Origin of the sequence: Streptomyces sp. NBC_01314, assembly GCF_041435215.1 — a bacterium.
In the GTDB taxonomy this organism is placed as follows: Bacteria; Actinomycetota; Actinomycetes; order Streptomycetales; family Streptomycetaceae; genus Streptomyces.
The window spans coordinates 11,304,487-11,327,816 of sequence record NZ_CP108394.1 but is presented as its reverse complement, the minus strand read 5'-3'; the positions used below and the strand labels follow the sequence as shown (position 1 = coordinate 11,327,816).

The 23,330-nt window shown below is 68.2% G+C and carries 15 protein-coding genes and 1 pseudogene; 13 read left to right on the top strand and 3 right to left on the bottom strand.

Going from position 1 to position 23,330, the window contains the following annotated elements:
• Positions 1–658: 658 nt before the first annotated feature.
• From OG622_RS50080 to OG622_RS50040, 9 genes and pseudogenes are all read left to right on the top strand, one after another.
• Positions 659–3,049 (top strand): Helicase associated domain protein, encoded by a 2,391-nt coding sequence (locus OG622_RS50080; protein WP_371572141.1) that lies wholly within the window; start codon positions 659–661, stop codon positions 3,047–3,049.
• Between the two features lie 57 nt (positions 3,050–3,106).
• Positions 3,107–5,197, top strand: coding sequence for a helix-turn-helix domain-containing protein (locus tag OG622_RS50075; RefSeq protein ID WP_371572142.1), 2,091 nt, complete (start codon positions 3,107–3,109; stop codon positions 5,195–5,197).
• Between the two features lie 4 nt (positions 5,198–5,201).
• Entirely contained in the window at positions 5,202–5,759 is a 558-nt protein-coding gene (locus OG622_RS50070) for an XRE family transcriptional regulator (RefSeq protein ID WP_371572143.1), read from the top strand.
• 139 nt (positions 5,760–5,898) lie between these two features.
• Positions 5,899–6,369, top strand: a complete 471-nt coding sequence (locus tag OG622_RS50065) for a helix-turn-helix domain-containing protein (RefSeq protein ID WP_371572144.1) — start codon at positions 5,899–5,901, stop codon at positions 6,367–6,369.
• Positions 6,258–7,040, top strand: coding sequence for an IS630 family transposase (locus OG622_RS50060; protein WP_371572145.1), 783 nt, complete (start codon positions 6,258–6,260; stop codon positions 7,038–7,040). Before OG622_RS50065 ends, OG622_RS50060 begins: the two co-directional genes overlap by 112 nt.
• Before the next feature lie 216 nt (positions 7,041–7,256).
• Positions 7,257–8,165: a restriction endonuclease gene (locus tag OG622_RS50055; protein WP_371572146.1), complete on the top strand. Its 909-nt coding sequence runs from the start codon at positions 7,257–7,259 to the stop codon at positions 8,163–8,165.
• A 220-nt stretch (positions 8,166–8,385) separates the two neighbouring features.
• Positions 8,386–8,832, top strand: a pseudogene (locus OG622_RS50050) (TniQ family protein); the annotation flags it as partial.
• 12 nt (positions 8,833–8,844) lie between these two features.
• Positions 8,845–11,595, top strand: coding sequence for a helicase associated domain-containing protein (locus OG622_RS50045; RefSeq protein ID WP_371583961.1), 2,751 nt, complete (start codon positions 8,845–8,847; stop codon positions 11,593–11,595).
• 492 nt (positions 11,596–12,087) lie between these two features.
• Entirely contained in the window at positions 12,088–13,953 is a 1,866-nt protein-coding gene (locus tag OG622_RS50040) for an ATP-dependent endonuclease (protein WP_371572147.1), read from the top strand.
• Between the two features lie 436 nt (positions 13,954–14,389).
• On the opposite strand, the gene OG622_RS50035 is transcribed toward OG622_RS50040, so the two are convergent.
• The gene (locus OG622_RS50035; protein ID WP_371572148.1) at positions 14,390–15,025 is read right to left on the bottom strand and encodes a helix-turn-helix domain-containing protein; all 636 of its coding nucleotides are present in this window, start codon (positions 15,023–15,025) and stop codon (positions 14,390–14,392) included.
• Positions 15,026–15,165: 140 nt separating this feature from the next.
• Between OG622_RS50035 and OG622_RS50030 the strand changes: the two genes are divergently transcribed.
• The gene (locus OG622_RS50030; RefSeq protein ID WP_371572149.1) at positions 15,166–16,152 is read left to right on the top strand and encodes an alpha/beta fold hydrolase; all 987 of its coding nucleotides are present in this window, start codon (positions 15,166–15,168) and stop codon (positions 16,150–16,152) included.
• Positions 16,153–16,626: 474 nt separating this feature from the next.
• Here OG622_RS50030 and OG622_RS50025 read toward each other — a convergent pair whose 3' ends face one another.
• The gene (locus OG622_RS50025) at positions 16,627–18,051 is read right to left on the bottom strand and encodes a hypothetical protein (protein ID WP_371572150.1); all 1,425 of its coding nucleotides are present in this window, start codon (positions 18,049–18,051) and stop codon (positions 16,627–16,629) included.
• Positions 18,045–18,653 (bottom strand): hypothetical protein, encoded by a 609-nt coding sequence (locus OG622_RS50020; protein WP_371572151.1) that lies wholly within the window; start codon positions 18,651–18,653, stop codon positions 18,045–18,047. Before OG622_RS50020 ends, OG622_RS50025 begins: the two co-directional genes overlap by 7 nt.
• Before the next feature lie 188 nt (positions 18,654–18,841).
• On the opposite strand from OG622_RS50020, the gene OG622_RS50015 reads away from it, so the two are divergent.
• The 3 genes from OG622_RS50015 to OG622_RS50005 all read left to right on the top strand — a co-directional run bounded on the left by OG622_RS50015 (position 18,842) and on the right by OG622_RS50005 (position 23,313).
• Positions 18,842–20,248, top strand: coding sequence for a DNA-binding protein (locus OG622_RS50015; RefSeq protein WP_371572152.1), 1,407 nt, complete (start codon positions 18,842–18,844; stop codon positions 20,246–20,248).
• Between the two features lie 174 nt (positions 20,249–20,422).
• Positions 20,423–21,199: a TnsA-like heteromeric transposase endonuclease subunit gene (locus OG622_RS50010; RefSeq protein WP_371583962.1), complete on the top strand. Its 777-nt coding sequence runs from the start codon at positions 20,423–20,425 to the stop codon at positions 21,197–21,199.
• Positions 21,196–23,313, top strand: a complete 2,118-nt coding sequence (locus OG622_RS50005; RefSeq protein ID WP_371572153.1) for a Mu transposase C-terminal domain-containing protein — start codon at positions 21,196–21,198, stop codon at positions 23,311–23,313. Before OG622_RS50010 ends, OG622_RS50005 begins: the two co-directional genes overlap by 4 nt.
• Positions 23,314–23,330 lie beyond the last annotated feature (17 nt).

The window sequence follows — 23,330 nt, the reverse complement described above, 5'->3', positions numbered from 1 at the left end:
AAACGCGAAAGCGTTTCACTTATGCCTAAAAACACCAAGACTCGCTGTGCTCTTACAGCAACACCTGCATCCGGAGGGGACGAACGGTGTGCTTACCGGCGGATATGCAGCGCTGGCGCGCTGCATAGTGCACGAATTGCGCAAGCGCAATTCGAATTCCCGCGCAAGCGCGGGAATGGAATTCCGTAAACGGAATTCTGGAACGGAATGCAATTCGCGCAAGCGCGAATTGGGGCACCCGCGCAAGCGCGGTCGCCTGGGCTGGCAGCAAGGGGAGGTGCATCGCGTGTGGGACTGTGTAGGGTCTGGGATTCCCAGCTACCACCTCTGCAACGCATGTGACGGATCGTCGGCCTGACGAAGTGCCAGCCCCACCGTAGTGACGGGCTCCACTGCGCTCCACCCGAACCCCTCCCCCGTTCTCAACTGTCCGTACGCAACCCCACCGAACCTCGCGAGCATACACCCCGATCGATCACTGGAAGGCGGGAATCGGCCACGTGTCACCCTAGAGTGCGGAAGTTGACGCAAGAGTGATGCATCATACTCGTGCACTGTGTAGAGTCTGGGAACAGACAGCATCGCCCCTGGGCCATTCGCCGCTCCGGGAATCTCCAATCTGATACGCGCTTCATTCCGCGAAAAGGAGAACACGGGAATGGCCGTGAAACTACGTGACCACCAGATCGAGGCCGTTGCCGCCATTGTGCGCGGTCTCGATATCCCGCCGGGCGGGATTCCTGGGAATGGCCTGCGCGGACAGGTACACGCGGCGTGCGGAACGGGAAAGACCATCATCGCGGCTGCGGCGGCAAAGCGGCTCGCGCCCAAGGGCCGCATTCTCGTTCTGGTGCCGACGCTGGATTTGCTGTCCCAGACGGTTCAGACGTGGAATGCCGCCGGGCACACGGGCCCGGCGGTCGCGGTGTGTTCTCTTCAGGACGATCCGGAATTGTGGAATCTCAAGGTCCGGAGCACAACGAATCCGGTACAGCTCGCCCTGTGGCATGGGCAGGGGCCGGTCACCGTCTTCGCGACGTATGCCAGCCTCGGTGTCCTTTCCGAGGCGTTCGAGGGCGCCTACGGGCAGCGGTTGTCTCCCATGGACCTGACGGTGGTTGATGAGGCCCACAGGACAAGTGGCTCGATGGGTAAGGCCTGGGCCACGGTGCACGACCAGCGAGTCATTCCGTCGGCGCGCCGGCTGTACCTGACGGCGACGCCGCGGATCTGGGAAGAGCGGCTGAACCGCGAGGTCGCTGAGGGGGTGCGCGACCGGCTGCCGCGGGAGATGGCGGCCTCCATGGACGACGAGACCGTCTTCGGGCCCGTCCTCTACAAACTCTCGCTCGCGTCGGCGGTGTCGCGCGGGCTGCTGGCCCGGTACCAGATCATCGTCCTGGAGCTCCAGGACCCGGTCGTCACCCCGGAGCGGCTGATGGGTGAGGAGCGGCGCAGTGAGGAGGTGCGGGGTCAGCGGCTCGGGGCCTTGCAGGCGGCGCTGTTGCACACCATGGCGCAGCACGACCTGTCGACGTGCATCACCTTCCACCACCGCACCATCGAGGCACAGGCGTACGCGGAGGGCCTGGAGCGGGTTGCGGCCAAGCTGCACGCCGACCAGCCTGAGCGGTACCCGGCTCAGATCTGGGCCGACTGGCTCTGCGGCGAGCACGTACCCGAGCGCCGGCGCGGAGTCCTGGGAAAATTCGGCACCACGGCACTGCGTGCCATTCTCTCGAATTGCCGCGTATTGGGTGAGGGCGTTGATATTCGCGCCGTGGATTCCGTGGCTCTCCTGGATCCCAAGGGCGCGCCGCATGACATTGTCCAGGCTATCGGGCGCGCTTTGCGTCAGAAGCCGGGACAGGGCAAGCTCGCCTCTCTGATCGTGCCGGTATTCCTCCAGCCGGAAGAGACACCTGAGGATATGTTCACCTCCGGGTCGTATCGCCCGTTGGTGAAGGTATTGGAAGGTCTACGCGCTCACGACGAAGAGGCAATCGAATTGCTGGCGATCCCCCAGGAGCCGCAGAAGGACGTCGCGCAACCGTCCCAGCACATCGGTACGCCGCCCGAGGAAGGCGAGGACGAATCCCGCCTGCTGCTCCGTTTCGCCGCTCCGCGCGACCCGGTGATGGTCGCGGACTGGGTTTCCTTCAACGTCATCGACACCGAACGTCAGGACTGGGCCCGCGGCTGGGCGAAGCTGAAGACGTACGTCGAGCGGGTCGGGAACGCGAGGGTGCCCTACGGACACCGCGAGGGCGCGACACCTCTTGGACAGTGGGTGGCGGAGCAGCGACGGGCGTACGGGGCCGGGGAGATGAACGGGCAGCGCGCGCAGCGCCTGGAGCGGCTCGGCATGGTGTGGTCGATGGCCGATGAGAGGTTCCAGGAGAACCTGGAAGCCGCGAAGGCGTACTACGACCAACACTGGACACTCTGCGCCCCCCGCACGGCGGCCATGCTGGATAGACCATTGGGGATGTGGCTCGCGAATTTGCGGCGTCCTGGTGCGCTGGACGACCACCCCGACTGGAAGACAGCACTCGAAGCCGTCGACGAAGACTGGAACCCCGAGTGGCCGGCCGAATGGCAACGCCACTACGCGGCCGTGCGCGAACTCGTACGCGACGAACAGGGCCAGGCCGATGTCCTGCCCGGCGTCACGGTCCACGGCATGGACATCGGACGATGGGCCGCGAAACAGCGCCAACCGGCGGTGTGGGCTTCGCTGATGGACGGGCAGCGCGAGCGCCTGGAGCAACTTGGTGTCGTACCGCTCCCACCAGAGCAGGAAACGCCCGCCAAGGCCCCCCAGGGCGCCTCTGGAGCCTTCGAACGGGGTATTGCAGCCCTGGCGCAGTACAAGGCGCGGGAGGGCTCCGTGACCGTCCCCAGAGGCCACACAGAGCAGTTGGAGGACGGGACAGAAGTCCGACTCGGAGTGTTCCTCAGCAACAGCAAAAGCCGTCGCGCGAAGCTCACCTTCGACAAACTCGCCGCGCTCGCCGCGCTGGGGTTGGAGTGGGCACGGGAAGGTTAAGGAGTGGGATAAGTTTTTGGTTAAGCAGTATCGGGTCCTGATGTGAAGGTGCAGGGAATGGCATCTGAGGAAGAGCTGTTCGCGTCCGTCGACGCGCTGTTGAACGAGGAGCCGCATCTCCCGCCTCCGGCGGAGCGTGCCCGGCTCCGTGAGGCCGCCGGCATCACCCAGGCCCGCCTCGCCACCACGTTGAAGACGACGACCCAGTCGGTGAAGAACTGGGAGAACGGCCGCTCGGAGCCAAAGTCGCCGCGCCTGGATGCCTACCAGCGGCTGCTGAACGGGTGGGCCGCGAAGTACCCGGCCCACGGAGCTCCCGCTGTCACGCCCGCCGCGGCTCCCGCGCTCAACCCGGAACCGGTTGCGGAGACGTTCACCGGCCCGGCCGTGCCCGAGGCGCCCGCCGTAGTGGAGGTGCCCGTCGTCCAGGCTGAGTCGGCGACGTCGCGCCGTCCGGCGAAGAAGCGTTCCGCGCCCGTAGCCGACTCGCGGTTCCCGCATGGTCCGCTCGCGGTGCTGGACGGTGACGGTTCCGCGTACGGCGTCGACGGGATCGTGCTCGACTGCCCGGCGACCACGGTGGTGGAGCTGGTGGAGTGGACGCTGCGCGAGTCCGGCCTCGGTGCCGCGAAGCTCAACCGGTACGGCAAGGACAGCGATCCGCTGATCGTGCTCACCGCCGCGGCCGCCGTAAAGCTGGGGCTGTCGGAGCGCCTGGAGGGCCACGAGCAGCGCCGCTCCCTGCGCCTGCCCGACGACCACCCGGTGGTCAAGCAGGTCGCGAAGGCGAAATGGCAGTTGACGCAGCGCGGGTTCGGCCCGTGGGCAAGGGTCTACCGCAAGGCGCAGGGACGTGAGCGGCAGTGCGTGCAGCTCGCCATCCTGTCGTGGGACGCCCTCGATCCCCGGTCGTGGCCCGGCGTCTGTGAGATGGAGCCGGCCGACATCGCCCGCGTCCTCGGAATCTACGCCCAGCGGGTCATCACCCCGCGCGGCTCCACGGCCGTCTCGGGCCTGGAGCTGATGACCGCGCTGCGCCCGCCGACGAAGGCCGTGCAGGACCCTCAGACCGGGAACTGGGTGTCCGGCCACAACGCGGGCTCCCTGGGCACCGAGCCGATGGACCCCGCGCCACCGGAGGCCACCCCGGAACACCCCGTCGTCGTGAACAGCGGCTGGACCGGCGGCTTCCTCAACGAAGAGGCGTACCAGTGGGTGCGGTCGGTGGAGACGCTCAGCGATGAGGAGTGCACGCTGCCGTACGCGGTCGGCCTGGACCTCAACACGGCGTTCCTCGCCGCCGCGGCCCGCCTGGTCGTCGGTCTCTCCGCGCCGGACCACTTCCATGCCCCGAAGTTCAACCCGAAGATCCCCGGGAGCTGGCTGGCGGACCTGTCCCACATCGAGCTGGACCCGCGCCTGCCCTCGCCGTTCACTCCGGACGGCAGCCGACCGACCGGCCCGGCCTGGTACCAGACGCACACCCTTGCCTACGCCCAGGAGCTCGGCTACGACGTGCACCCGATCGAGGCGTACCTGCGCCGCGAGACCGGCGCCTACCTGGACCCGTGGCACGACCGCCTCAAGACCGCCTACGTCGACACCCTCGCCGACCTCGGCGTCACGAAGGACCTGGACGACCGGGCCTTCCTCGCCGCGATGGAGCAGCACAAGCAGATCGACCCGGCCCTGACCGCCGTCCTCGGTGCCATCAAGGCCACCGTGAAGGGCGGCGTCGGCAAGCTCCGCGAGCGCCCCCAGGGCAAGTCCTACAAGGACGGCGACCCGTGGCCGGCCATGCAGCGCCCGACCTGGCGCCCCGACATCCGCGCCGCCGTCATCAGCAAGGCCCGCGTCAACATGCACCGCAAGCTCAACAACATGGCTCGGATGACGGGCCTGTACCCGCTCGCCGTGCTGTCCGACTGCGTCGTCTACCCCTCCCCGGGGGACAGCCCGCTGGACTTCCTGCCGTACGCGACGTCCGGGAAGCCACAGCCCGGCGGGTTCCGCCTCGGACCGACGCCGGGCCTGGCGAAGCTGGAGGGCGTCCAGACGATGCTGTGGGCGGTCGACCTCATGGAGAAGGGCCTCAACCCGGCCCGCCACATCAAGGGCGGCGACGCCGTCCTCGACGAAGGAGAGTAAGGCCGTGGGGGAGATCGACGACGCGATCGAGCGGGCCGACCGGGAGTCCTTCACCCGCGAGCCGCCGAAGACGCTGAAAGGTCAGATCGGGTTCCTGCTCAAGCAGTTGGGCAGTGCGAAGGCCGTCGCGCAGGAGCTCGGGGTCACCGCCGACTCCGTCAACCGCTACCGGCGCGGCGCCCGCAAGCACGCCCGCGCCGACGTCGCCGCGAAACTCGACGACGCGGTACGGCAGCGGTGGCAGCCACAGGTGCGCAAGCGCCGGCAGAAACATGCCGCGGCCTCCGGCGGCATCACGGTGGAGACGAGGGCCCGCTTCGGGTACACCGCACCCGTCGGCACGACCGACGACGGACGCTTCCGCCGCCTGACCGTGCACCTCCCCCCGGCCTACGCGCAGCGCCTGTTCGACGCCCGTGACACAGGGGCCAGCGACCAGCAGATGCGGGGGATCATCGCCGAAGGATTTAAGGACGTCTATTTCCAGGACGGCGGAGGGCGCGCCGCAGGACTCTCCGACGTCACCCTCAACGACATCGACTACCTCGACCTCGACTACTGACCTGGCGCCGGCCGCGGCCCGGCACCTGCTTGTTGTGACTGAGCACCCTAGTAGCGTGTCGCTGCTTAGTTATGGCATGTCTGGTTGGGAGGCTGGTGTCAGGTGGGTTCCCTCCCTTTTGCCAGACAGGACTGTCGTCGTGGGTTCACAGAAGAAGCGGCCGGTCAGGCTGAGCGCGCAGGATCGTGAGGAGTTGGTCCGGGTGACCACGACGGGTGTTCGCGGGGCCTCGATGATCATGCGTGCGCGGGTGCTGCTTGCACTGGATGTCTCGGTGGGTGACGTGGATTCCAAGGAGGCGATCGCGGCCCGGCTCGGCGTCTCCGGTGAGACGTTACGGCTGGTTGCCAAGCGTTTCGCCGAGACCGGTGGCGATGTGCACGCCACGATCGCGCGGAAGAGGCGTGACCTCCCGCCGGTGCCCTCGCCGGTGACCGGCGAGGTCGAAGCCCGGCTGATCGCGATGGCGTGCTCGCAGCCACCCCAGGGCTATACCCGGTGGTCGCTGCGTCTGCTGGAGAAGCACGTCGCGCTGACCGAGGACATCCCCGATCTGGACCACTCCACCATCGGGCGGGTCTTAAAAAAACGGAACTGCGTCCTCACCTGAGAAAGTGCTGGACCATCCCACCACGGACGAACGCGGAGTTCGCGGCCCGGATGGAAGACGTGCTGGCTGTCTATGCCCGGCCCTACGACCCGGCATGTCCGGTGGTGTGCATGGACGAGAAGCCCTACCAGCTCCTCGCCGATACCCGCGACCCGCTGCCGGCCCGCCCTGGTCACGACGCCTGCCAGGACAGCGAGTACATCCGCTGCGGCACGTGCTCGATCTTCGTGTGGGTCGAACCCCTGCGCGGGTGGCGTGCTGTTCAGGCGCTGTCCCGGCGGACCCGGATCGACTGGGCCGGCCAGGTCAAGCAGCTGCTGAGCGTGGACTACCCCGACGCCGAGACCGTGGTGCTCGTGATGGACAACCTCAACACCCACGGCATCGCCTCGCTGTACGAGGCATTCGAACCACAAGAGGCATTCGCCCTGGCCCAACGCCTCGAGATCCACCACACGCCCAAGCACGGGTCATGGCTCAACATCGCCGAGATCGAACTCTCCGCGCTGACCCGGCAATGCCTCGACCGCAGGATCAGCGACCTCGACATCCTCAACACCGAACTCTCGGCCTGGCAGAACGCCACCAACACCGGCCAACGTCAGGTGAACTGGCAGTTCACCACCCACGACGCACGCATCAAACTGCGCCATCTATATCCCAAAAATTAGCCGCGACAGTCTACTAGTTGGCGGGTGAGCGGTTTGCTTGGCGGGTTGTGCGCTGGCGGTCGACGGTGCTGAGACGTGACGCGCTAGTGGGAACCTGGTCACGAGAGTTGGAACCAGTGAGGCTGGCGCCGACTAGGCTCACCCCCATGTCCGAGCCAGCCCCTGACCCTCGCCTGAATCCTTGTCAACTGGCTCCGGTCGGGGGTCGTCAGAACTGTGGAGGTCGGCGAGGCCGACCTCCAGCGCGGTCGGGTGCAACTGGGCGCGCCGCTGGCGAAGCAGCCAGAATCTAGTGCCACTTACACCTACTGGAGTGTTCAATTGGGCCGGACACCAGAATGGCAGGAATACCAACAGGAAGTCTCCTCCTTCTTGTCCGAGCTCGGATTCGATACGCGCGTCGATGAAACCATTGAAGGTGCACGAGGTCGGCATGACATCGACGTCGTGGCCCGCCTGAGTATTGCCGGGGTGGATATTCTCTGGCTGGTCGAGTGCAAGGCATGGCAGCGACGGATTCCGAAGGAGAGAATCCTCACGCTCCAGGGAATAGTCGATGACATCGGAGCCGATCGCGGGCTTGTTTTTTCCGAGAGCGGATTCCAAGCCGGAGCAATCCGCGCTACCCAGAATACAAATATCACCTTGACTAGCCTGGAAGACTTCAGGCTGAACTTTCAAGATGAGGTCTCAGCGACGAAAGCAAAGGTTCTCGACGAGCGGATTGCGCGCCTCATGAAGGCTTACGAGGCGGTCTGGGATCTAGCGGATCAGGAGCGGCAGGCGGCATTTTCTCGATATTCCGGGCCTCCCGGGTTTGATTTTCTCGAAGGCGGCCCCCATGCCATGACTGGAGTGACGTCCCACCTCAGCATGATGCGGCAATCGCTCGAAAATGCACGATTCGGCCGATGGCCAGTAGCTTATTTTCCACTGGACCTCATTGATGGTGAGAGCTTTGATGTCACCGACTGGGAGGGTCTGCTATTCGTCGCTGAACAGTCCATAGTTACCTGCGATCGCATTTATGGCCACATGATGACTCCAGGGGTTAGCCCGGTTGCTTGGAAGACCCTGCAGCCGCCAGAGCTGACTAGCTTGCTCAGTGCCCTTCGCGGCCAGTAAGGCGATCGTGTTCGTCGTCATTTTCGGCTAAACCTGGCGCCAGCGCTCTGGATCGCCAGGACACCGCCTGGTGGACAGGTTCCAACGACCGCGTCACGGCTGAGGAACCCGAAGGACACCGCCCGGGCCTCGCTCGTGCCGCCAACGCTTACCCGCCAACTAGAGCGCTCAGTCACACTTGTTGAGTCGAAGCACGATAGTTGTCACAAGAGACGGGCGGGTGGGGACGCTGTTGCTGGCTGCGGGTGCCTTTCGGGTGGCTCCCCTGCAGGGTGAGATGACGCTGTCGTTCCTGGGGCGGATCGCGGACAGGTACGGCCTGACGGTGCGGAGTCTGCTGTCGTCGGTTACCGAAGTGGCTGGCCAGCAGGGCGTCGTCCGGGCTCTGCAGGGCGACAGCGAGGTGTTCTTGAACGCTGCGGCCCGGGACCGGGTCGCGGCGCTGTGTCGTGTGCCGCAGGTGGGCTTACGCCATGCGTTGCCGGCCTGGACGCGGGAGGAGCCGCTGGGCCCCTCGAAGGAGCGGCCGGCGGTGCGGCTCTACAACGGGGTGGAGACGGTTGCTGCCTGGGGTCCGGCGTGCCCGGGCTGTGTGGCTGCGCGGACCGGTCGCGTTGCACCAGCCCGGGTGTACCTGGCGGCGCACCAGCGAGTCTGCCCACGCCACCGGTGCTGGCTGATGAACGTGCCTGGCAGCGGGGGCCGTGTCGTGGGGTTGGCCGGATGCCCGGAGGTGGTCCAGGCGCAGGCGGATCACCGCAGGCTGCTGCGCCGCTCCCCCGTCGCTGGTTCGGCGTTCGAGGTTGCGGAAGCGGTCACAGCCTGGTGGTGGGCGCAGGAGTGGCCCGAGGAACGTCTGTGGCCGATGCGGCTGGATGCGGCCATGCCCGCGGGCGAGGATCCGCAGCGGTGGCGGATCCTGGCGCGGGATCTGGTCACCTACCCAGAGACCGTCGCCCTCGCCACGCTTCTGGCAAGCCGGGCCTGGCGGCTCCGTGTCGCTGCTGACGGTGGTGGTCACCTCCCTTACCGGTTGGCTGATGTGCCCTGCGTGCCCGGCGAGCTGGGCCATCGCTTGCGGCGTTCGTGGCTCACCGAGCGTCTGGCCGGCTGTACCCACGGAGCGCTGTTTGCCTGGACGTACCAGTGCATCCGTACCGAGGGCGGCAGTGGAGACGACGAACAGCGGCTGTGGCAGGTCCCCTTGGCGCTCCGGCCCCGGCCTCTCGCCGACGTTCTCGCGGGCTACCAGCGTCGGCAGACCGCGGGCACAGAGGGGCTGCCGGCTCAGAAACGGCTGCGGGGTCACAGCGTGCACGCCGAGGGCGCCTTCGCCGCCGGCCTGGCCCACGCGCGCACCTACGCCGCCCAGCACGGCCACCTCGCCACCCAACGCGACACCCGAGTCGGTTCCTTCGCCCTGGGGAAATGGGTGCACAACCAGCAGGCCCACGCCTTGGTCCTGCCTGAAGAAAAGGCCGCCGCCCTCAAGGAGGTGGATCCGTGGTGGAACATCCCCTGGTCGGTGAAGTGGCAGCGCTCCTACTACCGCGCCCGCGACCACGTCAGACGCCACGGCCCCCTCAACGCCGCCGACGGCTTCCCCGACACCCACATGCTGACCGGGGAATGGCTGTACCTGCAGTGCACCGACTACAGCTCACTCCACCCCGAACAACGCCGTCTGCTGGCCGACATAGGCCTCACGGCCCAGGCCGCCGGTAGCGCACGCCCGCGCCGAACGAGCCGGACAGCAGGCATCGATAAGGCTGTTGACTGTGCGCGCGCCTTCGCCGCCGAACACGGATGCCTGGCCCTGGCCACCAAGAACATCTCGTACCAAGGGTTTTTGCTCGGGAAGTGGCTCACTGCCCAGCGTTGCCTCACCCGCCGCCAGGACGAACCCGGCGCGCACCTCCAGGTACTCGACGCGATCGACGTGTGGTGGAACCCGCCGTGGCCCTTGGCGTGGCAGCGAACCTGGCACCTGATCCGCGCTCATGCCCGAGACCGGCGCCAAGGGGCCGCAGAAGGGAGCTGGCCGGACGGCAGTGACGGCTGGGCCACATGGCTGTCCGTACAGTGCACCGGCTACAAGCAGTTGCATCCGCTGCAGCAGCGCCTGCTGGCGGAGATCGGCATCACCGCCGAGACCGCCGCCGCTTGCCCCCACGAGATCATCGCCCAGCTCTGCGGTACGGGCCCCGGGCTGGCCCACGCGCGCACGTACGCCGCCGCACACGGCCACCTCGCCACGCCCCTGAAAGCTTGTCCTGAGGGGTTTCCGCTGGGCCGGTGGCTGAGCGAACAGCGCCACCAGGCGCGGGAGCACCATCGCAGTACAGGCGGGACATGGCCGGTCAGCACGCTCCTCGCAGCGCTCGACCCCTGGTGGAACCCGACCTGGTCCTTGGAGTGGCAACGCAATTGGACTCGCGTACGCGAGCGGTCAGAGTCCGCAGCCGGCGGCGGTGGTAGCGGCATTGCGGACCTTGAGAAGGAGCTGGCCGACTGGCTGAGGCGTCAGTGCACCGGCTACGGCACACTCCACCCCGAACAGCACCGCCTGCTGACCAAGATCGGTATCACCGCCGAGACAGCCCGAGCCGCCCAACCACCGGCTCCCCGCGTTGGGCCCGGTCTGCTGGACACTGTGCTCGCACAAGCCCGCGCCTACGCCGCCGGATACGGCCATATCGCCGCACCCGTCAGCACCGTCCTCGACGGGTTCCCGCTGGGGAAGTGGCTGGCCTGGCAACGACGACGCGCCGGTCAGGGCCGCCTCTCCCCCACCCGGGCCGAAGCCCTGACCCTGATCGATCCGTGGTGGAATCCGCCCTGGCCCCTGCAATGGCAGCAGGCCTACCACCGCCTCCGCACGGAAGCCACGGGTGCCGACGGCGTACCGGCCACGAACCTCTCACGAGGCCTTTGCCGCTGGATCCGTGTCCAGCAGGAGTCCTGGGAGCATCTCCACCCCGGCCAGCAGGACCTCCTGACCGTCCTCGGCATCACACCCGATGCTGTCGTAGGCGAACGACCCGCCCCGGCCACACGCTCCTACCCCGCCAGCCCCGGAATCGACCACGCACGCGCCTACGCCGCCCGACACGGCCACCTCACCCCGGACAAGCACACCCGACAAGACGGCTTCCCCCTCGGCAGATGGCTGGGCCAGCAACGCCGCAAAGCCCGCGCCGGCGTCCTCTCCACCGCCACCATTGAGGCGCTCACCGCCCTGGACCCGTGGTGGAACCCACCCTGGCCCTACACCTGGCACCGCACCTGGCAGCAATACCGCGCCACGACCAGCGGAAACGAACCCGCCCCCGACACACTCCAACACTGGGCCAACACCCAACGCGCTCAATGGAGCACCCTCCACCCCGACCAACAACACCTCCTCACCCACACCGGCATCGCTGGATGAGATCATGGTGTCCAACAAGCCGGTCAGCGACCATGCATGACCATCCATCAATTCGCATTGTGAACTGCATCACTGCGGATGATCCGCAGGGGCACCGGCTCGGTGGTGACGTGGCGGCGCGCGCAGACACACATTTTTCGGCGCGGCGTGCCACGCCATCATCGTGTTCCTGAAAGGCCGCCTGAGGATGGACTGCTCAACTCCCCCAGGGGCTTCTGGGCGGCGAAGTTTCGCCTCGGTTCCCGGGCCGCATCGCTACCAAAGACATCAGACCAGCCCTCCCATCGCCGCCACAGACGCTCCCGTCGTCCGGTATAGGATCTTCGGCCGCTCTCGTACGCTGCCGCGCCCTCTGCAACGTTGGGATCCCAGCTCTCTCATGTCTCATCAGACGCTAGAGTTTTCCCACCTCGTCCCAAAGTGGTGTGTTTCAACGGCGCGTTGACGGCTGCTGGCCACCCGCGTGTCCATGCCGTACAGCAAGGGAGCATTGTGCGACTCGTCGAACTCAGCGTCACCAATTTCCGCTCGCTGGGCGACGTCCAGGGCATCCCAATCCACAAGCAGACCATTCTGACGGGGCACAACGACTGCGGGAAGACAGCAGCTCTGGACGCCATCGCTTTCCTGCTCGGCGAGCGCCCTCTTGCAGACAGTGACATCTCTCAGTTTGCCGAGAGTGAACCCGCGCGCGCTGCCCTGCCATCGGACGATGACGCCGCGGAGCCGATCGCGGTGACGGTGGAAGGCCGGTTCGACCTGTCCGACGCCGAGAAGAAGGCCCTGGGTCTCGCCTCTTCCATCCAGGTGCGCCGTCGGCACGTGGAAGGCGAAGGCGTCTCACTTGAGTGGCTGGCGCAGGTGCCGCAGAACCCCGCGCTACGGAACATCTCCTCTCTGAAGGTGCCTGAGCTCCGCAGCCTTGCCTCCGATGTAGGCGTCAAGTTGCGTGAGGGCCAGCCGAACGTCAAAGCGAGCTGGACCGAGGTTCTCGAGGAGCATGTGGCCTCAGCCCCGACGGTTGCCGGTTGGGCGCAGGCGCCCGAGCACGTCGTCAGCTCCCTGCCGCAGCTCCTGTATTTCCGGGGCGATGCCGCGGAGACTCCCGACACCGTGGTCCGCAGCATCCTGACGGCGAAGTTACGCGAGTACACCCTGCGTGAGGAGACCCGGCAGAAGATCACCGATCTGGAGACCGATTTCTCCGGCCTGCTCAAGGACGATGCCGCCCGTCTGCAGAAATTGGTCGAGGAACGATGCTCCCTCGACTCTTTCTCCCTGGAGCCGACCGTACAGTTCCGGCCGACCGTCAGTGGCGTCTCGATGACCGCTGCGGCACCCGGCCAACGAGCCGTGTCACTGGCTGCGGCCGGGGCCGGCCGGTCCCGCCGGATTTCGCTGGCCCTGTGGGAGGCCAGCCAGCAGCTCCTCTCGGAAGCAGCGGAGGGCGGCGTCACAGGCGGTGTGATCATCGCCTATGACGAGCCCGACACGCACCTCGACTATGAGCACCAGCGTCGCATCATGGACATGATCAAGGTGTCGGCGTCCGCCGCGCAGTCCACCGTGATCGTTGCCACCCATTCCCTGAACCTGATCGACGGTGTCGACATCCAGGACATCGTGCATCTCAACAGCAGGGTCGGACGAGCCTACGTACAATCGCTCGGCGCAGAGGACAGCGACGAGGACACCCGGCGCTTCCTGTCGAACATGGCGGTTTCCCTGGGCTTCCGCAACAGTGTCCTCCTGCACGAACGGTGTTTCGTCGGCGTGGAGGGCCCCACCGAGTACGCGGCACTGCCGGCACTGTTCAAGTTGGCGTTCGGCTACCCGATCCAGTCCGCGGGCATCGCGCTGTGGGACTGCGGCGGCAACGACGGCGCCCTCAACTTCGCCAAATTCCTCAAAAAGCACAAGCGCACCGTCATGTTCCTGGTCGACGGCGACTCGATCCGCGACAAGGAAAAGGAGTTCAGCCTCAATCGTCTGGAGAAGTACGGTTTCACTGAGAAGGACTGCCTCTTCCTCGGAGACCCGAACGAGCTGGAGGACGTCTTCAGCGACGATCAGTGGGCCGACACCATGAACGCCGAATGGCCTCGCACGGACGAGCAGCAGTGGATGTCCAAGGACGTCGCAGACCTGCGCCGGACCGGCAAGTTCAGCAAGTCGCTTCACACCCTGCTGTACCAGCACTCCGAGCAGGCTCCGCGTAAAAAGGAGAGCATGGTCGTCGAGCTGGCACAGCGACTGCGGCAGCCCTCAGATGTTCCGCCAGCCCTGGTGAAGTCGTTCAATGACGCGATCAAGGTGGCCAGCGAGGCCGGGCTGCGTCACTGGTCCGAGGACGAATGAGCCAGCCGCGCTGAACGGCGGGCTTTCATCCTGCTCAGACGCTGCTCACGGGTGGGCGCCTCCCACGAGTGCACTCCCGCAGAAGCCACCCACCGTCGGCCGTGTCTGCTCTTTTCCTCACCACACCACCGGCACCCGGACGGCGCGGGTGGATCTGCATGCCGAACACGCACGGCCATGGCACACACCTCAACACTCTCCACTCGGTCCGTCACTGGCGTACTCAAAGAATCCCACGGAGCACTGACAATCGGCAGAGCGAGAGCAGAGCCCCGGCAAACTGATACCGCCCGGAAATCACCAGGCCCCCGCGCGACGCAGCCAGACCATATGCCGCTGAGCCGAAGCTCAGTAGTTGTCACCGGTAGAGCCGGATGACGTGGCGAATGAGGCCGACCGAAGCAGCGTGGTTGTCACCGAGGAGGCACGCGGCTTGTCACAACTGCTCACTCAGCAGCCTTTCTGTCACCAGTCCCGCGACCCCTGGAGGGGTGCGCAGCCGTAGACGTTCTCCTTGAGGCCCGAACATGATCAGATACTCGACCGGTCCGGTGGATCTGGCGTTTGCGACTCCGTGGGGGGTGCGGGTGTCGAACTCGACGACGTCCCCGGCAGTCAGGACGAGGTCTTGGTTGCCGAGTGCGAGCCACAGCCGCCCGTACAGGACGCACAACCACTCGTAGCCCTCGTGGGAGACCTGCCGCGGCCGTGCGGGCGGACCCTCGACAGCGGGCAGGACGTGCTTGTGGGCGTGCAGGCCGCCGACGTACCGGGTCAACGGCAGCACCGCCTTGTCATCCCCGAAGTTCAGCGGCGCCCGCCCCCGCAGCTCGGCCGCGGGGGCGGGCGCGGTGCCGGCCAGTTCGTCCAGGGAGACGCCGTACTCCTTCGACAGTTGCAGCAGTACCTCCAGGGTGGGTTTGCGCCGGCCGGTCTCGATCCGGGACAGCGTGCTGGTCGAGATGCCGGTCGCGTAGCTGACACCGGCGAGCGTCGCGCCGTGGTGCTCGCGCGCGGCCCGCAACCGGGGCCCCATCGCGGCCAGCGTGCCGTCCAAGTCGTCGACTGCCACCTTCCCGCTCCTTCTTGCCGTGCCGCTCCACCCCTCTGTCCTGCAAGTTTGCCAAATGGGCAAGGCTGATCGCGTCGGGCGGGTGCCACGTCGCATGATCGATGGGTAGCCGCGTCCGCCCGCGAACCGAGGAGGAGCGCATGCAGCCCGAGCCGACCGCCGAGCTCCGCCACCGCACCGTCGAGGCCCCGGCCGGGCGCCTGCACCTGGTCGAGCAGGGCACCGGCCCGTTGATCCTGCTCGTGCACGGCTTCCCCGAGTCCTGGTACTCCTGGCGCCGCCAACTCCCTGCCCTCGCCGCGGCCGGGTACCGGGCAGTGGCGATCGACGTGCGCGGCTACGGCCGCTCCTCCAAGCCCGCCGCGATCGACGCCTACCGAATGCTCGACCTGGTGGAGGACAACGTCGCCGTCGTGCGCGCCCTCGGCGAGGAGAGCGCGGTGATCGTCGGCCACGACTGGGGCTCCAACATCTCCGCCACCTCCGCCCTGCTCCACCCCGGAGTCTTCCGCGCGGTCGGCTTGCTGAGCGTCCCCTACGCGCCGCCCGGCGGCCCCCGCCCCACCGACATCTTCGGCCAGATCGGCGGCCCCGAGCAGGAGTTCTACGTCTCCTACTTCCAGGAGCCCGGCCGCGCCGAGACGGAGATCGAGCCCGACGTCCGGGGCTGGCTCGCAGGCTTCTACGCGGCCCTGTCCGCCGACACCATGCCCGCCCAGGGCGAGCCCGACCCCCACTTCGTCACCCTGGGCTGTCAGCTGCGCGACCGTTTCCCCGTCGGCCCGCTCCCGGCATGGTTGAGCGAGGAGGACCTCGACGTCTACGCCGGGGAGTTCGAGCGCACCGGTCTGACCGGCGCCCTCAACCGCTACCGCAACATGGACCGCGACTGGGAACACCTCGCCCCGCACCGCGGAGCCCCGATCAAGCAGCCGTCCCTGTTCATCGGCGGCGCCCTGGACGCCTCCACCACCTGGATGTCCGACGCCATCGACGCCTACCCCACCACCCTCCCCCGCCTGTCGGCCTCCCACCTCCTGGAAGGCTGCGGCCACTGGATCCAGCAGGAACGCCCCGACGAGGTCAACAACCTGCTGACCGACTGGCTCGCCACGCTTCAGAGCTGAACCAGACGGGCTACCTGGGCAGCCTGGCGGTGCTTTTCGGGTGGGCCGCGCCGAGGTAGCACATGCCGGTCTGCTCGGTGATGCCGAACAGTCGCACCGCACGTACTCCACTACGCCGGTGACAACAAGCGTGCCTATGTGACAACTACGGTGCGTCGGCTCAGCCGCAGGCCGACCACCGCTCAGGTGCCCTGCGAGATCAGAACGACACGTCGATGTAGTCGATGTCGGTGAACTCGACCCCAAGCTGTTCGGCACGGTGCCCGCGGTACTTGAAGCACGCATCACCCTGCTGCGCGTCGAACAGGCGCCGGGCAACTCGGCCGACAGGCGGACAGCGATGCCGGGCGGGCGTCCGTCGTCAGTGGTGCCGACGGACGGGACGCAGCCGAAGCGAGCGCGGGTCCGGTGCGTTGCCTGCCGTCACCGGGTTCTGTCAGAGCCCGCAGCCCTGTCGGAGACCTCGCGTAGGTCCTATACATCGTCAAAGCTGGGCTGACTCCATGGCTGGTCGGGAGGCGGGCCTTGGGCGCCGAGGAGCTGCGTGATCTTCTCCGCTTCGTCGCTCGAGAGATCGGAGAGCAGGCGCGTCGTTGTGCCGAGGAGGGCATCCAGCGACACCTGGGTACGTGCGCCGCGGGCGCTGGCGATTCCGGTGCCGAATAGGCACTGGAGAGTCTCGCCGGAGGGGATGCGGGCATCGGCTTCGATGACTCCCTCGGCCTGTCCCAGTGCGTCGCTGATGCCGTCGAGTTGGGCGTCGTGGGAGATGTCGTCGCCGGGGCCGCCGTATCCGACGTGGCGGTCCGTGACGACCATGCGAAGAGAGGTCAACGGGATGCTGAAGCGGTCTGCCCTGTTCCTCACCTCGTCGAGGCGGGGCAGGTCGTGCTCCTGCCCGGGCGGGAGCTGGCGCCGGGACTGGGCAACGAGCACATGGAAACGCGGGGTCTGCAGGATCAGCTGGCCGGCCTTCACCGCCCAGCGCCACGGGCTGATGTCCGCGTCTGCCGCGCCGGGCACGATCATGCAGACACGGCTGGTCCAGAGCTGGATCGCCTCACGCATCAGGTGCTGAAGGTTGCCGGTGCCGGCGGCCGGGGTGCGCAGCAGGATAGGGAGACTGATCATGCGGACGACCCGGTTCCAGAACGCGGCGTCGGTGATGTCCTCGGATTCCAGCAGGTACATCAGGGCCGTCTCGTCGAGATGGCCGACGCCTCGCTGCGGCGCGGGGAAGCTGGCGAGCGTGGATCCGCCGCCCTGCCAGAGCGCAGCGAGGAAGGCTGACATCCGGTCGGCGACGTCGGTGGTCATCCGCGCGGTGAGAGCGTCGACGGCGTCGCGGGTGGGAACGCGTTCTCCCGCACGGGCGGCCTCAGCTCCCTGAACGACCGTGTCCAGGAACTCCTCGGTCGCCGCTTTGTCGAGGGTGCCGCGGCCGCCTTCAAGAACGGAGCGGGACACGAGACGGGGAATACCGGGAGAGTCGTCGGCCGGCTGGAGTGCGCCGAGCGCGGAAGCGTCGAGGAGCAGCGCGGTGCTGCTGCCGGGCAGCGGGGGAAGATCTCCCTGCTGCCGTGCGGTGGGCAGTTGACCGAGAGCCAGAAGCACCGGCCGGTCCGCACGGGGAAGGCGCTGCAGGTCGTCCTCCAGTTCGCGCTGGTCGGATGTGGTGCGCAGGTAGATGAACCGGCGCGGTGTGCGGGGTCTGCCGGGCCATTCGAGGACCATGTCGGGGACATGGGTGTGGTTGAAGAACTCGGTCTTGGTGACGGTGGCGCCGGGGTCCATGCGGCGCAGGTGCCGGGCGACGATGTCTTTGAGCCGGGTGAACATCATCCGGTCGTCGGGCTCGTCCATGGCCTGGGAGATCGACTGTTCGACGATGTTCACCACGAGCCCTCTCTGCGGGTGAGTTCGGCGGCGACGATGGCTGCCCAGTCCTTGAGCGGCAGGAGAGTTTCCTGCTTGTCCGAGAGCACGATCAGCCACAGGCGTGCTGCGACCGACTGGGCGAGGTCAACGTCCAGGAGTTTTCGGGCTTCCTCGGGGTCGCTGGTGCCGAAAACGCGACTGCTGTGCTGAAGGACCGCGGTCTCCACCTGGCCGGGTGAGTTGAGGGTGGACCAGGAGTTCGCGCGGAAGGGGGCCCAGGTGATCCACATGAAGTGGTCGCTGAGGTGGTGCTGGGCCTGGGCAGCCACGTAGCACTTGGCGAGGAACTCGTCGAACTGGGTTCCCTGGTCGCTGGGTTGCGCGTAGTTCTTGACCTCCGCGCAGAACATGTCGTTCTGGTAGGGGTCACCGCGCATGGCGCCCCCCAGATCGAAGGAGAACGTCCGGCCTCCGTACGGCCAGGACAGAGTCAGCCGGCGACCGCAGGACTCCGAGTCCGTGTTCGCGTACGCGCCGAAGATGCGCATCGTGCCCTCGAGCCACTGCTTGGCTCTGCGGGCCCCCGAGAAGCCCTTCACCTGAGCATCTTCGCCAACCACCACAGGCGTAGCTTAGTGCGATCGGATCATCACGATGCGCTCGAACGGGCCAATCCCCCGCCCCACCGACACCTGCCGGCTCCAGGAAAGGGACACCCGCGGCCTGGGGAAGCAAGCAGACAACGGGCCCAGGACCGGCCGGCTCCTGCGAAAACGCCCGCCCGGGTCGGCGAACACGAGACCGTGGTGGAGTGACCCAACATCCCGGCCTCCTGCGGACAGCTCCCCTGCAGGGGGAGACGACCTCGTCGCTGATCTGCCGCATCGCAGGCCGCTACGGGATGGAAGCGAAGGTGTTGCGGTCGTGCTGGCAGTGGCGCAACTATCCGCCGGGGCAAGATGGCGGGGGTGCGCGGGCCGACGCCGAGGTGCTGCTGAACGCGCCCGGACGGCAGCTCCTGGCAGGCCTGTGCGGCGTCGGAGAAGACGTGCTGGCGCGGGCGTTGCCGTCCTGGGGACAGGAGGACGGCAAGCTGTCGGCCGGAAAGGACGGGGTGCCGGCGGCGGCGTGGCGGACCGGGGGTGCGGTCGCCGGGCCGGTGGCGTTCGGCTGCCGCCTGTGCGCGGCCCGGCGCACGGGGACGGCCGTGCGGGTGGTGCGGTACGCGCCTCGCTGGGAGCGGGTGTGTGTCCGGCACAGGCGGTGGCTCCTGGACGCGGACGCCGACCAGCCTCTTGAGTATCTGGACGTGCGAGGTGTGCCGGAGGTGGCCGCGGCGCAGCGGCGGTGGACGGGTGTGGCGCGGCGGGCGGCACGGGCCGGAGTCGAGCCGGCGAGGGTGTTCGCTCTGGCTTATGCGGTGGTGGCCCGGTGGTGGGAGCAGGCTCTGCACTGGGAGCGCGAAGTCATCTGGCCGCGGCGGCTGCACCAGGTCGCGGGCGGCAACGCCGGGACAGAGCTGGAGCGGTGGCGGATCGTGGGACGGGACGCGGCCGTCTTCCCCGAGGTGGTGGCCGTCGCCGACGCGCTGCTGGACCCGGCCATGGCCGAGCTGGCGTGGACCGACAGCGGGGCCGGGCAGCCGCGGCCGCTGCCCGCCGACGGGGCGTTCTGCCACCGGCTGGGCGAGCGGGTCGGGCGGGGGTGGCTGGGGCCGCTGGCTGCCACCGACTACGGCGGCCCGCTGACCTCGTGGATGGGCGCCGTCATCCGCATCCGCCGCGGCGCGGGGGGCCCGCCCGGCTACGGCAACGATCCGTGGTGGCTGCGGCAGGAGCACTCGCCCGCCACCATGGCCGGACAGTTGCGCGTCCTGTCGAAGGAACGCAGCGCGCCCGGTTCAGGCACCACGTGGCGCTCTACGGTGCCGGCCGAGCAGCGGGCGCTGATCACCAGCCTGGTCAACGACGCAGAAGAGCAGCTGACCCAGCTGCGCGGCGCCCAGTACGGCAAGACCGCCGACGCCGCGCAGCAGTTGCTGGGCAACCTCGGCCATGCCGCCACGCTGATCGAGCAGGCCGTACAGGAGACGGCAGCAGCAGCCCTCGCGGCCGGGATGGCACTGGATGATCTGGCGCGCTGGGCCCGCCTACCGGCCGATGTCCTGGCCGAGGCACTCCCGGCCCACCGCAAACGGGGGGCCGGGAAGGAACGGTGAGCAAGCGCCAGGAGACGAGGCGTGTACGGACCGTCATCCGCAGGGCAATACCTCATCGCCCTGCACTCGTGATCAAAATCCGTGAAGCCGCCCGCCGCACAGGCAGGACGGGCTTGACTGGGGCGCGTGGGCAGCAAGGACGCAGCGGCCGCATCGGGCGGCCGCTCACAGCACATGCAGACGGATACCGGATCCGAGTGGGAGGCAGTCTTCGTCGACCCCCTCGGGCAGGTGGTCCAGCAACGGTGGGCCGACGCGGTTCTCGCGGTGGCCTTCGAGGAGCTGGAGCCGGTGTCGGCGTTCCCGGTGGTGCCGGGGCGGCGGTGGGGGCCCGGTCAGTGGTGGTCGGCCTCGACCGGCCGGCATGTGGCGTGCGGGTCGGCCGCGATGCGGGCGCAGTTGATGGTGCTGGACCGCGATCCCGAGGTGGTCGGTCTGGCCGGGCGGCCGGTCCGTCTGCTGTGGCGGGACGCGCGGGGCCAGGTCCGTTCGTGGGTGCCGCAGCTCTTCGCCCGTCACCGCGACGGCACGGCCCTGCTGGCCGACTGCCCCAGCCACCCGGAGGCCGGCGGCGAGCGGGCGCAGCGGGCTGCGACGGTCCTTGAGGCGGCGTGCGCGCAGGCCAGCTGGAGCTACCGGCGCCTTGAGCCGCTGGAGAAGACGCTTTCGGCGAATCTGAAATGGCTGGCCGGCTACCGCCATCCCCGCAACGCCGGCCGTCCCCGTCTCGCGGCCGCCGTACGTGAGGTGTTCGCACAGCCGCGGCCGCTGATCGAGGGCGCCGAAGCGGTGGGCGACCCGATCGAAGTCCTGCCCGCCGTCTTCCACGCCCTGTGGCACGGACACCTCAGCACGCCCCTGGACGTACCGCTGAACGAGCGGGTCCTCGTCAGCACCGGCGCCGACAGTGCGAACGGCCGCGGTGGGCCGGGCAGCGGGGATGAACGGTGAGCGTGCAACGTGGCGGCCGGCCGGTGCTGCAGGTCGGAGCGCACATCCGCTTCCGTGACCGCACCTGGCAGGTCATCGCTGTGGCGGGGCAGCAGGTCCACCTCGCCAGTGAGACAGGCAAAGACGAGACGGTCGTGGCCGGGCATCTGTTCGCCGACCCGTCCTTCGCCATCGTGGGCGCCGAGATGCCCCAGGCCGTGACGCAGTGGGGTCTGTTCGAAACCGCGCCCGAGGACGCGCGGCGCAAGGCGCTGGCCTGGCAGCGGCACATCCGCGAGGTGGAGTCCGGCCTGCCCGGCGGGACGGACAGCGACGGGGTGCCCCGGGCCGAGTACGACCCCGACCGGCTCACGCTCGCGCAGCGCGAGGAGGCCAAGGCGGCGGAGCTGACCGCGATCGGCTTCGGCCCTGTCTCCCGGACCACGGTGCAGCGCATGCGCCTGGCCTACCGCAAGCAGGGACTGTGGGGGCTGGTCGACCACCGCACCACCCGCCGCCCCAGCCCGACCGGGCGCACCGACGAACGCGTCATCGCTGCCATCGAGGAAGCGCTGCGCCGCCAGCGCGGCCGTTCCAAGGGCACCGTCAAGGGCCTGATGCCCCTGGTCACGCAGATCCTTACCGACCGGCACGGCCGCGGCACAGTGCCCGCCCCCTCCCAGGCCACCTTCTACCGGCTCATCCACCAGCTCGCCAATCCCGCCGAACACCCCCACCGCCCCGCCCGCACTCTCCCCTCCCCCACCGGCGGACGGGCGTTCACCCCGACCGTGGCGCTGCGGCCGGGCGAGCAGGTGCAGGTCGACACCACCCGGCTGGACGTCCTGGCCGTCTTCGACGACGGCACCACCGGCCGGCCCGAACTCACCATCGCCGTCGACGTCGCCACCCGCGCCATCCTCGCCGCCGTCCTGCGACCCGCCGGCACCAAGGCCGTCGACGCCGCCCTGCTGCTCGCCGAGATGACCGTCCCCCACCCGGCCCGCCCCTCCTGGCCCGACGCCCTGCGCCTCGCCCACACCCAACTCCCCCAGCTACAGCGGCTGATGGGTCTGGACGAACGCCTTCAGGGCGCAGCCGCCCGGCCGGTCGTGGTGCCCGAGACGATCGTCGTGGACCGGGGCAAGGTCTACCTGTCAACGGCGTTCAGCGCCGCCTGCGAGACCCTCGGCATCAGCGTCCAGCCCACCCCGCCCCACGCCCCCGCCGCCAAAGGCATCGTCGAGCGCACCTTCGGCACCATCAACGCCCTGCTGTGCCAGCACCTGCCCGGCTACACCGGCTCCAACGTCACCCGCCGCGGACCGGACGCCGAAACCGAGGCCTGCTTCAGCGTCGCCCAGCTCCAGGACCTGCTGGACGAATGGCTGATCCACTACCACCACCGCCCCCACGAAGGCCTGCGCCACCCCACCCTGCCGAAGAAGGCGCTGACACCGAACCAGATGTGGGCCGCGCTCATCGCCGTGGCCGGCTATGTGCCCCTCCCCCTGAGCGGCAACGACTACCTCGAACTGCTGCCGGTGCGCTGGCAGGCCATCACCGAACGCGGCATCCGTATCGACCACCGCACCTACGACCACGATGTCCTCGCCCCCTACCGCGGCCAGCCCTCCCCCGTCACAGCGCGCGGCGGCAAATGGGAGATCCACACCAACCCCCACGACGCCCGCCAGGTATGGATCCGCCTGCCCGACGGACACCTGACAGAGATCCCGTGGATCCACCGCGACCACATCCACCAGCCGTTCAACAGCGCCACCTGGCAACACATCAAAACCATCACCGCACGCCACAGCGACCGCGACACCCACGAAGCCGACCTCGCCGACGCCCTCGACCAGCTCATGCGCCGCGCCCACACCCGCACCGCCACCCCCGCCGAGCAACGCCTCCTCACCCGCACCGCACCGCTGAAAACACCCCCGCCCACGGCCGGCACCCTCCCTCCCCACACCCCGGACCCGCAGGCCGACGGCTCGGACGACGACAGCCTCGACGACCTCGACGACCTGCCCGACGACGCAGAGCAGACCGACGGCGACAACAACCCCGCCGTCCCGTACACCGGACTCGGCCTCTACGACCCCGCCCAGGAAGCCCTCAACTGGTGACCACCCGCCCACACACC